Here is a 13,507-nt window from a genome sequence, read left to right as displayed (position 1 = left end):
CGGCAAGAAAACTATTGCAGATTATCTATGCAATCTATGTGCATAATACACCTTATGATCCTAAGAGAGTATTTGTTGCACAACCAACAAAATAGATAGCACTTCCTCTTGATTGTATTTGTGCCATTGACAATGAATTGTTAAAGAGCTAACACAACAACAAAAATCAAACTATATCGGCTCTATTAAACTACAAGCCGATACCTTGTTAGTGTTATTGATGAAACTTATGTTTCATCATCAAAACACTTCGCAGTTTTGAAGTGTTTTAAAAATGAAACAAAAAGGTATGTTTTTTTTTAAAATTTCAGCCGTTTAAGTTGTTTCTTATAAAACGGCTTTAATATCCAAGTAATTTTTTTCTAATTCTGGGATCTTTTAATGTTAAGCCTCTTAACATATTCATACGCATCTCATCAAAGCTTATCATACCCTTTTTTCCATTTTCGTAAGCTCCAAATCCATACCCCATAGGTGTGGCATCTGTCAAAGAGTAAAAAGCCTTTTTTGCATCAATCCAATGTTTGGTATCTCTGCTAAATACCCAAATCTTTACACTGTTTGGATCTATTCCCTTCTTCTTCATCCAAAGTACCGTGCAACCTATATCATCAAATAATGTTACATCTTTACCTTCTATTAACTCAACACTGTCTTTTAATGATTTTAGATCCATATGACACTGTGGACAGAAAACTTTACCAATCTCAAAAGTAACAGGTTTACCACCTTCACTTTTTATAGGACTATTACCGCTTTTATCACTACATCCAGTTAAAATAAGCGATAATAAAAACACAACTATCCATCTCATAACCAGACCCCATTTTTAAAATAAAAACTTACAGGAAAGTATGATACTAAAATTACATATAAAGTATCTAAAATCATAGAGATTTTTATCCATTTTTTGCTTGTCTTGTAAGAAAGTTTTTCTGAAATATATGCTGATATTCCAAAAAAAGTACCTCCAAAAAGTGTAATATATAAAAAATATCCTATATAGTTGTAGTCACTCTGAAGCAAGCAAAATGGACAGTGATGATGAGGCATTTCATAAATATAAGTGGAAAAAAAGACAATTAAAGAGACAATAGCTACAGGAATAAAAATTGCATTGAATAGTGCTGTCAAAAAGGCTTTTTTATATAGGTAAGATAAAAATATTAAAAGAAAATTGGCATAAAATATAGATAGAATCAAATAATTTGGCAAATTAATAAAAATAGAAACTGATGAACTTTTTGCAGCAGAAAAGAGTGTACCACAGCAACTTACAATGACTTGAGGGTTAATGCCGCCCACATGAAGAATTTCTAATACAGTTTCGATTGCTAATATAGGAAAAATTAAAATAAAAAAAAGAAATTTTAGTTTAGTAAATGGATAATCAGGCTTTTTCATATCAATGTAATTTACTACAAGCCAAAAACCAAAAAGATATAGATCAAATATTTTGACCATAAATAGTGGCATACCATAAATAGTGGCATTTGTAACTCCAGCTGCACACATAGCACCAGGTAGTATATTTGACAACATATCTAATGTATAAATAAAATAGAGAAATAGAGGCAATTTAAAGTAAAAAATATACTTTATTATTGTAGCAACCAGATAAGCTCGTTTTTCTAAAATATACTGCAACTGTGTTGTTGCCTCTATTTCCCATTTTCTTACAATCTGTATGGATATAATAAAAGCTAAACTAGCAAAAATAAAAAATATAGTATCGAGTATTAATATAGCTATAACATCTGGGCTTAATAGGTTCACACTACTTTTCCATTGTGAATAGTGATCTCTTTATCTGTAATTGGAAGATTGAAAAAAATGGGATCGTGTGTTGCTATTATAATAGTTTTACCCTTTTTCTTCATCTTTTTAAGATACTCTAAAAATTGAATAGATAACTTCTCATCTAGATTTGCTGTCGGTTCATCAGCTAAAATAATATCAGGATCATTTACAAGTGCTCTGGCAATTGCAGTTCTTTGCTGTTCACCGCCTGAAAGATTTTTAACCAATTCATCCTTTTTATGGCTTATAGAAAACTCTTCCATTACCCTGTTTGCCTTTGATTCAAGCTCTTTATCACTTAACCCTTCAGGAATTAAAGGTGTAATTATATTTTCATATACAGAAAGAGTTGGTATGAGATTGAACTTTTGAAAAATAAAACCTATATTTTCACGACGAAAGAGTGAAGCAAAATCATCAGGAAGCTTAGATACTCTATTTTTTAAAACTATAACCTCTCCAAAAGTAGGTTTTTGTAGTGCTGCAATAATTGAAAGAAGTGTACTCTTTCCACTTCCACTTGGACCTTTTAAAATTATCAACTCACCTCTATTTACCATAAATGAGACTCCACTTAGTGCAGTCATCTCATTAGGAAGGCCTTGATTGAAAACTTTTGTTACATTTTTTACTTCAATCATCTAATAGCCTCATCAGCATCCAGAGTAGCAGCTCTCCAAGCAGGAATAATGGTAGCAGCAGTATAAATTGGAATTGTTGTGAAGAATATTAGTGCCAATACTCCTCCATCTATGACAAATGGCAAATCAAATGGTGGTTTTAATACAGAGTACCCCATAAAAAGCTCTCGTAACACTGGAGATTGTAGACCAAAAACATATCCAACAGCTAAAGTTACAGCTAGAAGATATGCTAAACCTGAGATAATCACAGATTCAAGAAGTTTTACTTTGAGTATATCATCTATCTTCCATCCAATAGCTTTAAGAATCCCTATCTCACGTCTCTCTTCACTGCTTAATCCGCTTGCTTTATCATAGATAATAATGAAAAAAGTAAATATTGAGACTATAAAAAGAGCTAAAAATAAGCCACTTTTATAGTTAAAAACGTTTGTATAACTAGTCTTCAAATCATCTTTGGTTATAACACGACTATCTGGGTAAATCTCTCTTATTTTTTTAGCAATTGTAGGTACTTCATCGTGATTTGCTACATTAACAACAATATCTGTAGCTTTTGTCTCATCCATTTCAAATATTTCACGTACTAATTCACTATCCATTATAATAATATCATTACTTTCCAATGATGTTGAAGGTTTAAAAACTCCTGCAATCTTTACTTTTTTAAGTGATCCGTCAGGCTTGACAAAATAGAAGTAGTCATTAAAGAAGATCTTTTTAAGCTCTTTTAAAACACCAACTCCTACAATCATATTGTCTCCACCGACAAGCTTGTCAGAAAATTTATCAACAATATCGTCTAACTCTTTATTATACTGTTTAGAAAAACTTTCAACTCCTACAATACTGAAATTCACTCCCAAAGTTGGTAAATAGTAGTACCCCCAAACTCTTGGGTTAACATCACTTACACCAAACAGCTTACTAATCTCCTCACACCTATTAACATCTATCATTGTTTGTCTTCCAGCAACAATACGCTGAACAGTAATATCTGGTAGAGATTTTAATGTAGCAAACATTTCAGTTTTAAGAGCGTTGGTAATCATAAATACGGAAGATAGAATAAATATTAAAAATGTAAATATAATAAAAATAAATATATTTTTGCTGCTTCGCCTTGTTAATGAGCTTAAAGCAAAAGCTAAAAAGTGTTTCATTTAATAATAACCTTGGATGGAATACTATTTTTACCTTTTAAAGCAGGGTAGTAAGTAAATGAAGCAGGAAAGTAATCTAAAATTTCAGGTCCTTCATTAAATGGTGAGTAAATATCAGTCAATGATCTAAAACGTATAAAGCGTGCTTCAGTAGCCAAACTTAAATCGGGAAGCCCTACTTGATGAACAAATCTATTTTTGATTTCTAACTCTTTATAAGTCATACTTTTTGAAGAGCTAAAATAGATCAACTCTCCAAAAAAGACAAAAAGGAGAAAAAAAGTAAATATGTAAAATTTTATAATATAATTATTCATCCAACTTATAAACTATCTCTTTTGTTATATCATTAAAACGAAGAATTTTCTTTCCTTTATGATCTGCCATAAAGTTTTTAGCTGCTTCCTCTGTTTTAAAAGGAATTAACTCATTCCCCATAGGTCCAAAAACATTACTTCCAACAACATACCAAGCAGACTCTGCCAAAACAGGTTTTAATGTATAATAATCTCTAACTAAAATCTTTTTTATACTATTTTTAATATTCTCATATTTTCCCCATTTTACTGGTTCAAAATAGAATTTCATCATATCTTTAACGCCATCAAATGCCAAATATTTAGATTTTCCATCTTGTTCATAATATATAAATGCAGCCCATTTAGGATATTTATAGACAAACATTCCACAAACAGGACATTTGTCTGTTTTAGTTAAACCCATTTTTGATGCTACTTGTCCCATATTAGCTGAAGATCTACAACCTTTCATATTCATTTTATTCATATTACAATTACAACTGCTGTTTTGTCTCATCATTCCACAGTTGCAACCTCTTTTAGTATTAACTCTCTTCACATTCCAAAGGTATAGTGCTACAGCTTGTAACTGTTTCTCTTTCATTGGCTTACAAAGTTTTTCAGCTCTAATAGCTGCTTTAAGCTCATTAATATGAGAAAATCCTTTAACATCTATAGGTTTACACATTTTTGTATAAATCTTTTTACCCATAGGGTACATTTTCATCTGTTTCTTTTTAGCTACCATCATAGAGTCTTTATTTAATGACTCACTAGCTATTTTAAATACTCTATTAAAATCAGATATCTTTCCACCAAACTTTTGTTGAAAAGCTTTTGCATCTTTCTCTTTAGCAAAAGCAATTTTACTTACCATACTCATAGTTCCTTTAACTTTGGAACCTACAACATAGTAAGCACTCTTGGCATTAATCAGTTCACCAGTTTTTGCATCAACAACTAAAATCTCTTTAATTTTATCTTTGATTATTGGCCAGTCAGCAACAAGACATCGAATAGAGCAGTACTGTTTCTTCTTACCATCTTTTAAAACGACAGCATGAGATGTTTTGTAAAACATTTTCAAATTCATTCCACAAACAGGACACCACATTTTTTGAGAACCCTCTTGAATCAAGTGAGGAGTTCCCTCTGCAACTTTACTAAAATTAGCCGCTTGTAAAGTAAAAGATAAACTTAAAAGCAATACCAGCGAAACAACAATCTTTCTCATTCCTACTCTCCCACATTTATTTTAAAGTTCGTAGTTCAATATTTAATATTTCTGAACTATTCTAAAAACAGATCCTTACTTTCAATAATTTTATAGACATTACTATAGCTTTTATTGGCTAAAACTTCAACTTCTTTGATTAGAAATTGGCAAACTTTACTATAAAACTACTCCCTTTTCCAAGATTTGACTCTACATTAACAGTAAATCCATAAATTTGGCAAATAGTTTTTACAATATCAAGACCAATTCCAAAACCACCTGACACACTGTTTTCTCTATGAAATCTATTAAAAATCACAGAAAGCTTCTCTTCTGATATACCAATACCTGTATCAGAAACTTTCAATTCACAATTTTTAAGAGATATCTCTATTTTTCCTCCTGGATTTGTATATTTTATAGCATTATCAATAATATTTTTGATTAAAAGTTCAATATGGTGAGGATCAGCCTGAATTATACAAGTCTCTAAATTGTAAATAATCTCTAACTTTTTATTTTCTGACAAAATAGAAAAAAAATCTATACTCTCTTTTATCTTTTTAGACAGATCAACAGATTTAATTTGAGTATTGTCTCTTACTTGTGATTTAAGCATTAAAAAACTCAAATCTTCATAAATCCTTCCAATAAGACGAACACTCATTTGCAATGATCTTAAATAGACAGGCTTACAACCTTTCTTATCTATCTTATGCAGTGCAAGCAACATTGTTGTTACCGGGGTATTAAGCTCATGCGTGCTATCTTTTATGAATCTATCCATTAAATCAATCTTTTCACGCATAGGCTTAAGGAAAAGTCGTCCTAGATACCAACCAACAAGTATTAAAAACCCATATGCAATTACAGCAATAATAGCTACATTTTTTCCACTCTGTACAATTTTTTGTTGAAGGGTACAATCACGAACTACAATATAGTCAATTCCCAAATGCCCACGTACACTTCTGTCTATATAATAAGCACAACCATTTTTTACATATTCATCTTTACTTATATCTACATTGTCACTAATATTGCCGCCGACTACCTCTCCATTTTGTTTAAGTAAAAGATACTCATAATCTTTTCTTTTTGGTATTTCAAATTTAGCACCATGCATCTGTGCATCAATTGCAGATGCCGATATATTCATAGCAAACATACGTATTTTTGCAAAACTATTATCTTTAATCGATTCAGATTCTATTCTATAAAAAAGAGTTGAAAATGCTACAACTACAATAAAACCTGTTCCCAAATAAATTGCCATAAACCGAAAGAGTGAACTCTTTTCAGATGGACTTAAACCCATACCCTACCCCTCTTTCAGTTATGATATTTGAGATATATTTACGCAATGTCTTTATATAACTTCTAATAGTAGCATCTGTGGGTATCTCATCATATACCCATAAATTCTGAGTCAACTCTTCGCGTGAAACAATTCGATCTCTATTCTTATAAAGATAATGAAGAATTTCTGATGCTTTAGGAGTTAAAGCAATAGGTTCAGATAAAACCTCTAATTTATGAAGAGCAGGATAAAAGAGTATATTATCACTGATTTTTATTACTTCATTTTCTCCTATTCTAAACATTCGTACAATATGCTCTATGCGTGCATCCAACTCCTCAAACTCAAATGGTTTCTTAATATAGTCATCACACCCATACTCAAAACCCTCTTTTACATCTATACTACTATTTCTTGAGGTTATCATTATAGCCGGTGTCATATCTTTTCGTTCACGCATTGACTTAAGCAGTTCAAATCCATTGATACTAGGAACATTTACATCTAAAAGTAAAAGATCATACTTCTTACTTAAAATGGCATCTTCTGCTTCTTCTCCATCTATAAAATGGTCTACAGCATTCCCCTGCTCTTCCAGATGCTCTTTAATAAGTTCTGCTAACATTGTGTCATCTTCAAGCAATAATATATCCATAGCTCATTCCTCTCATTAAATCCTCAGCTAGTGTCAATTTATTCAAGATTGTATCATAAAGAGTTTGCACACTTTTTACACAATGCAGTTTTATAATCTCGTACCAAAACACTCTATGACTAAAAGGAGCAAATATGAGACTTTTAACACTTTTGACAACTGTTATGCTTGCATTTACATCACTTCAAGCTGCCGCTTTTGAAAAGATGGTCAAATACCGCAATTAAAGTTGAAATGGTATCGGACAAGCCGTTAACTACAGGGATGAATAAGCTTGAACTTCATCTTTTTAAAAGATCAACTCCTATTAAAGATGCAAATGTTGCAGTTAAATTCTTTATGCCGGCAATGCCTGGTATGCCATATATGGAGTACAAAACAGTAGCAAAACCTCTAGGAAACGGTGTTTATGAAGCAGCCTTCAACGCATCAATGGGAGGGACATGGCAAGTACATATATTTATAACAACCAAAGAGGGCAAAAAGTATAGACTAAAAAGCTCAATAAATCTATAGGATTATTATGAGATACTGGCTATTAATTTTTATATGTATCTTAAATTTACAAGCAACAGAGCTAAACAAACTAATTGAAGTGGCTCTTGCAAAACATCCTAGCCTTGAGACTATCAAAGCTAGGATAGCCGCTGCAGATTATGCACTTTCTTACTCAAAAAACTTTGATAACCCAATCATAAGCATATCAGTAAATGACATTCGCCTTGATGACATAACAGACAGATCACTTGAGCCAATGCAGACACAAGCAATTACTCTATCTCAAAAAATCCCTTGGTTTGGTAAAATTGATGCAAAAGTAAAGATAGAAAAGGCTAAAAAAAAGCTTCTATTAATGACACTTAAAGAGGCAAAGGCTGAGCTTGTATCTAAAATAAAAATAACTGCTTACCAACTCTGGGAAATTGAAGAGTTAATCAAATTAACTCAAAGAAATATAGAGATAACAGAACAAAATATTAAAATTTTTCAAGGCTATACCGCGTCAAGCAGATCAGAAAACTTCCATATGGGAATTATGTCAGCAGAGCTTGTTAGGTCGCGACTAAAAACAGATTTGAGTAATCTTAAAGCAAAAAGAGAAGAGATAGTTGCCCTTCTTAGCTACCTGAGTTTTCAAAATATTCAAAACATAAAAATAGAGCTACCAAAAGAGACTCTTTTGCCATTAACTATATTGAAAAAAGAGCTAAAAGAGACTCCAATTTTAAAAGTTAAACAAGCTAATAGTGAAATTGAAAAAAATAGACTTGAACTATCACAGCTAAACAGAATAAGTGATCCAACTCTTCGTATAGGCTACAACCACCGTCAAGAGTTTGAAGATTTTGTCTCTGTAGGTTTAAGTTTTACTTTGCCAATTTACGGTACTGAAAAAAGCAAAGTTGAAGAACAGCGTGCAAAACTACTATCTAAAGAGTTTATGGTAACAGATACAAAACATAGTTTAGAGGCAAATTTAGAAAAGTTATATGCTATTGCACAAAAAGAGTTGGAAGTTTTACATATAGTAAAGGATGACAGCCTTCCACTAATTGAGCATATGTTTGATCTGATACGAGCTGACATAGCAGCAGGAGGAGACCTTTACAAATTTATGGATCTTATTGAACAAAAACTGACGTTAGAAGCCCAAGTAATATCTGCAAGAGCCAACTTTCATAAAACAAAAGCAAAAATAGATGCCCTTTTAGGAGAGTTAAAATGAAAAAATTATGGATAATTTTATTTCCTTTGCTACTTTTGGCAGAGCCTCCAAGTGTAGAACAGTTGTTTAATATTCAAACAGTAAAAGTAAAAAAAGAGACAACAGGTTTTAAAAAAAAGTTTTATGGTTTATTAAAAGCAGATGAAAAAAATATTGTTAATATTGTTCCAAGATTTAGTGGATATATCGTAAAGCTATATATAAATAGAACATACAGTTATGTCAAAAAAGGTGAGCCTTTGGCAAAGGTTTACTCACCAGAAATATTTAAAGCCAAAGAGGAGTACATTAACGCTCTTGAATTTTCAAAAAAACATAACGATCGAGGAATGGTTGAAAGTGCTAAGCGTAAACTGCAACTACTTGGAATAAGCGATAATGAGATTAACCAATATGCTAAAAATAGAAAAATTGATCCATATACTACAATTTTTGCTCCTAAAAGTGGTTATATATTTAAAAAAGAGGTAGTAGAAGGTAGCTCATTCAATGCGAAATCACCTATATTTCAAATTGTAAATTTAGAAAATCTATGGATTGAAGCCAAAATTAGCGAGCCTGATATTCCACTTATTTTGAGAGCTAGAAGATTTTATTTTACAACCAAAGCAGTAAGTGGAATTTTTGAAGCAAATCATCCGTTTCTATACCCCACAATAGATCCTAAAAATGCTCTTGCAACACTTCGTTTAAATGTAAAAAATATAGATAAAAAGCTATTTCCCGGTATGTTTGCCACTCTATATGCTAAAAGTGAACCTAAAACTATGCTCACTCTGCCAAGAACTGCTGTAATACGTAAGATGAACCGCTGGTATGTCTTTAAAGCTGGTGAATTTGAAGGGGAGTATGAGCCTATAGATGTTGTCATTAAACCTATTGACAATAAACGCTATGCGATTATTTCAGGGCTGAAAGAAGGCGATGAAGTTGTTAATAATGTCCTATTTTTAATTGATAGTGATGCACAAATTAATGGTCTGTTTTAGGTTGTACAAATGATTGAAAAAATTATTGATTTCAGCATTAAAAACCGTTTTCTTGTTTTAATGGCTACGCTTTTTATTGTCATTGGATCAATCTGGGCTGTGCAAAATACACCACTTGATGCCCTGCCCGACCTCTCACCACCACAAGTGATCGTACAAGTAAAGTGGCGTGGTCAAAGTCCAAATATAATTGAAGATCAAGCTACATATCCATTAATTACAAAGTTTCTTAGCATCGCCAACATAGAAACGGTACGCGGTTTTTCAACCTATGAAAATGCGCTTATTTACATCATATTTAAAGATGGTACCGATCTCTACTGGGGGAGAAGCCGTGTTCTTGAACAGTTAGCGGCAATTCAAAGCACATTGCCATCAGGTGTAGAAGTATCACTTGGACCTGATGCATCTGGTGTTGGTTGGGTCTATGAGTATGCACTAGTCTCTAAAACCAAAAATTTAGCCGAACTGCGTACCCTGCAAGACTATACATTTAAATATGCCCTTATGGGTGTTGATGGTGTAAGTGATGTTGCCAGTATTGGTGGTTTTGTACCAACGTGGCAAGTAACTGTAAGCAATGATGCTTTAGTACGTTATAACCTCTCTATAAACGACATTGTACGTACCCTAAAAGCCAATAACAATGATACAGGCGGGCGCATCGTTATACAAAATGGTTATGAGTGGATGGTTCAGGCTAGTGGCTATCTTAAAAATCTTGATGATATTCGTAATCTTAATGTCATAACGCGTAATGGAGTACCTGTAACCATTGGAGATATTGCAAGAGTAGAAGTAGTACCAGCACCACGTCGTGGTATTGCCGATCTTAACGGAGAGGGTGAAGTGGTCGGTGGCATTGTAATGATTCGCTACGGTGAAGATGCTTACCGCGTCATCCAAGATGTTAAAAAGAGGTTAAATGAAATTAAGGTTGAAGGTGTTGAGATCATTGAAACCTATGATCGCAGTGGACTAATTGAAAAGGCAGTAGATACGCTCAAAAAAACACTTTTAGAAGAGAGTATTATTGTAGTAATAGTAATTGCACTCTTTTTGATGCATTTGCGCAGTTCACTAATTGTTCTTATCATCTTACCACTGACAATTGGTATGACCTTTTTACTAATGAAAATGTTTGGTATTGGCAGTAACATTATGAGCCTTGGTGGTATTGCCATTGCTATTGGTGCAATGGTTGATGCTTCTATTGTAATGATTGAAAATGCCCATAAAGAGCTCCATAAAATCGTTGAAAAAAAAGGCTCAATTACCAATGAGGAGAGAGTTACGGTCATCATAGAAGCTTGTAAAAAAGTTGGTCGTCCTATCTTTTTTGCTTTAGTGCTTGTAGTAGTCTCATTTTTGCCTATTTTTGCACTTTCAGGTCAGGAAGGATTGCTCTTTACTCCACTAGCCTTTACCAAAACATTTGCAATGACTGCAGGTGCAATACTAGCCATCACACTTGTACCTGTTTTAATGGTTTGGTTTTTACATGGTCACATTCCAAGTGAAAATAAAAATCCACTTGTACGCTTTTTTATATGGCTCTATCATCCACTGCTTACTATAGCACTCAAACTCAAATATCTAGTAATAGCAGGTGCTATTGCACTACTTGTATGGATGGTGCCTCTTTATGAAAAGCTAAAATGGGAATTTATGCCAATGCTCAATGAACAAACACTAATGTATATGCCGGTTACCCCTTATGGCATAAGTGTTGACCTTAGCAAAGCATTGACCCAAAAGACAGATAAAATAATTAAAAGCTTTCCTGAAGTAGAGACAGTTTTTGGCAAAGGTGGACGTGCCGATACAGCAACCGACCCTGCACCATTGGGAATGTTAGAAACCATCATCACCTTTAAACCACAAAGTGAGTGGCGCAAAGGTATGACATATGAAAAACTTCAACAAGAGCTTGAAGATGCCTTGCAAATACCAGGTTTAGTCAACTCCTGGACATACCCAATAAGAGGACGCATAGATATGCTATTAAGTGGTATTCGTACCCCTCTTGGCATTAAACTCTATGGTGATGATTTAACAACATTGCAAACCATTGGATCTCGTATTGAGGAAAAATTAAGAAACTTAGATGAGACAATGTCTGTTTTTGCGGATCAATCAGATGCAGGCTACTACATCGATATTGAAATCAATGAAACAGCCCTTGCACGATATGGTATTACAAAAGATGAGATCCTTTTGCTTACTTCATCAGGTATTGGCGGCATGCCTGTAACTACAATGTTCAAAGGCTTAGAACGCTATCCTGTTGCCGTACGCTTTGAAGAAGAGGATCGTAGCACTATTGAAGCTATACGCAATATTCAGGTAAAAACAAAACTTGGATTTGTGCCGCTCTCTACACTGGCAGATGTCCACTACAAAGAGAGCAGTTCTGTAATCAAAACAGAAATGGGCAAACCAGTTACTTTTATATATATTACCCCACGTAGTAGTATAACCTCTGCTGAATACAAAGAAAAAGCAAAAAAGGTATTGAAAGATTTAGAATTACCGGCTGGTTACTATATAGAGTGGGCAGGACAATCAGAGTTTTTAGAGAGTGCAATGCAAAAGATTGTATGGATAACTCCAACAGTTATGCTGGTAATATTGATACTAATCTACTTTGCACTTAAAAAGTTTGTACCGACACTAATTGTCTTTTTTACCCTTCCTTTTGCACTTCTAGGCGGATTAGTCTATATTGACTGGCTGAATTTCAATATGAGTGTTGCTGTAATAGTCGGTTTTTTAGCACTGCTTGGAATTGCAGCTGAAACAGCCATTGTAATGATTGTCTATCTGCAAGATAGTGTTAAAGAGACAAAAGAGCGTTATGGAATGCTAAATAAAGAGCTACTTAAAATGGCAATCTTTGAAGGTGCTGTACAGAGAGTACGCCCAAAACTAATGACTCTCTTTGCAATATTGGCAGGCTTGCTACCAATTATGTACAGTCATGGCGTAGGTAGTGAAGTTATGCAAAGAATCGCCGCTCCAATGATTGGAGGAATTGTAACTTCTGCGATTCTTAGTTTACTTATTATTCCTGTTTTATATGACATCTATCAACAATCAAAAATATAATATTATCACTTGATTAAACCTTCTGTGTATTTCAATCTATTCATCAGATTGAAATACATATTTATCTAAATACTAAAATACAACATTATAAAAATGTATTTAAAATAAGAAAAATTGTAGTGAAATCATATACCTTATAAAATCCAACTTGCCATAACAAAGTAAAATCATTTTTTTATTAATTTTAATATTTTTTTAACTTTATAGGGGATAGAATTTGGGATAATATATATAGAGAAGGCTAAATATTGCATACAAAAGTCTATTCAAGTTCAAATTCATCTCTATACTTGTCATTAAAAGAGTTAAAAGAAAGTTTAAAAAAAGATTTTGAAAACATAGATTTTTTACTCTTTAGCATACACCCAGAATATAGTTGCGATGTTAATAAATCAATACAAGAGGTATTTGGTAAAATCAACTATGCAGCATTTCATGCAATTGATGCTTTTAATAATAGGAAAATTGTAGAAAAAGCAGTTACTGTTACAGCTTTTAAATTTGAAAAAAATACAAAAATAAAGAAGTTTTGGATAGAAGATATAAGAAATTATGAAAAAGATAACTCCATACAAAAAACAGCTAAATACTTAAATGAAAATTCAAA

13 protein-coding genes are annotated in these 13,507 nt (G+C 32.8%); 5 read left to right on the top strand and 8 right to left on the bottom strand.

Features of this window, described 5'->3' with window-relative positions; all coding sequences use genetic code 11:
• Positions 1-340: 340 nt before the first annotated feature.
• The 8 genes from BM227_RS11295 to BM227_RS11260 all read right to left on the bottom strand — a co-directional run bounded on the left by BM227_RS11295 (position 341) and on the right by BM227_RS11260 (position 7,077).
• Positions 341-814, bottom strand: coding sequence for a hypothetical protein (locus BM227_RS11295; protein ID WP_092913970.1), 474 nt, complete (start codon positions 812-814; stop codon positions 341-343).
• A complete protein-coding gene (locus BM227_RS11290) occupies positions 811-1,776 on the bottom strand; it encodes a hypothetical protein (protein WP_092913968.1) in 966 nt (321 codons plus the stop codon). The genes BM227_RS11295 and BM227_RS11290 overlap by 4 nt, the downstream gene beginning before the upstream one ends.
• A complete protein-coding gene (locus BM227_RS11285) occupies positions 1,773-2,441 on the bottom strand; it encodes an ABC transporter ATP-binding protein (protein WP_092913966.1) in 669 nt (222 codons plus the stop codon). The genes BM227_RS11290 and BM227_RS11285 overlap by 4 nt, the downstream gene beginning before the upstream one ends.
• Positions 2,438-3,607, bottom strand: coding sequence for an ABC transporter permease (locus BM227_RS11280; protein ID WP_092913965.1), 1,170 nt, complete (start codon positions 3,605-3,607; stop codon positions 2,438-2,440). The genes BM227_RS11285 and BM227_RS11280 overlap by 4 nt, the downstream gene beginning before the upstream one ends.
• A complete protein-coding gene (locus BM227_RS11275; RefSeq protein ID WP_092913963.1) occupies positions 3,604-3,924 on the bottom strand; it encodes a hypothetical protein in 321 nt (106 codons plus the stop codon). Before BM227_RS11275 ends, BM227_RS11280 begins: the two co-directional genes overlap by 4 nt.
• Positions 3,917-5,140, bottom strand: coding sequence for a nitrous oxide reductase accessory protein NosL (locus BM227_RS11270; protein WP_092913961.1), 1,224 nt, complete (start codon positions 5,138-5,140; stop codon positions 3,917-3,919). Before BM227_RS11270 ends, BM227_RS11275 begins: the two co-directional genes overlap by 8 nt.
• Before the next feature lie 139 nt (positions 5,141-5,279).
• Positions 5,280-6,440: a sensor histidine kinase gene (locus tag BM227_RS11265; protein WP_092913959.1), complete on the bottom strand. Its 1,161-nt coding sequence runs from the start codon at positions 6,438-6,440 to the stop codon at positions 5,280-5,282.
• Positions 6,421-7,077, bottom strand: a complete 657-nt coding sequence (locus tag BM227_RS11260) for a response regulator transcription factor (protein ID WP_092913957.1) — start codon at positions 7,075-7,077, stop codon at positions 6,421-6,423. Before BM227_RS11260 ends, BM227_RS11265 begins: the two co-directional genes overlap by 20 nt.
• 198 nt (positions 7,078-7,275) lie before the next feature.
• Here BM227_RS11260 and BM227_RS11255 point away from each other — a divergent pair, with 198 nt between their 5' ends.
• From BM227_RS11255 to BM227_RS11235, 5 genes are all read left to right on the top strand, one after another.
• Positions 7,276-7,593, top strand: a complete 318-nt coding sequence (locus BM227_RS11255) for a FixH family protein (protein ID WP_245757062.1) — start codon at positions 7,276-7,278, stop codon at positions 7,591-7,593.
• 7 nt (positions 7,594-7,600) lie between these two features.
• Complete coding sequence (locus BM227_RS11250) at positions 7,601-8,803, top strand: TolC family protein (protein WP_092913955.1); 1,203 nt, start codon at positions 7,601-7,603, stop codon at positions 8,801-8,803.
• The gene (locus BM227_RS11245) at positions 8,800-9,792 is read left to right on the top strand and encodes an efflux RND transporter periplasmic adaptor subunit (protein WP_092913953.1); all 993 of its coding nucleotides are present in this window, start codon (positions 8,800-8,802) and stop codon (positions 9,790-9,792) included. Before BM227_RS11250 ends, BM227_RS11245 begins: the two co-directional genes overlap by 4 nt.
• Positions 9,793-9,801: 9 nt before the next feature.
• The gene (locus BM227_RS11240; protein ID WP_092913951.1) at positions 9,802-12,900 is read left to right on the top strand and encodes an efflux RND transporter permease subunit; all 3,099 of its coding nucleotides are present in this window, start codon (positions 9,802-9,804) and stop codon (positions 12,898-12,900) included.
• 248 nt (positions 12,901-13,148) lie between these two features.
• Positions 13,149-13,507 (top strand): hypothetical protein (locus BM227_RS11235; RefSeq protein WP_143089742.1); only part of this gene is annotated, 359 nt, incomplete at its 3' end.

The sequence above is a fragment of the Hydrogenimonas thermophila genome (genome assembly GCF_900115615.1).
Taxonomy (GTDB): Bacteria; Campylobacterota; Campylobacteria; order Campylobacterales; family Hydrogenimonadaceae; genus Hydrogenimonas; species Hydrogenimonas thermophila.
This window is presented reverse-complemented; position numbering and strand designations above follow the sequence as displayed.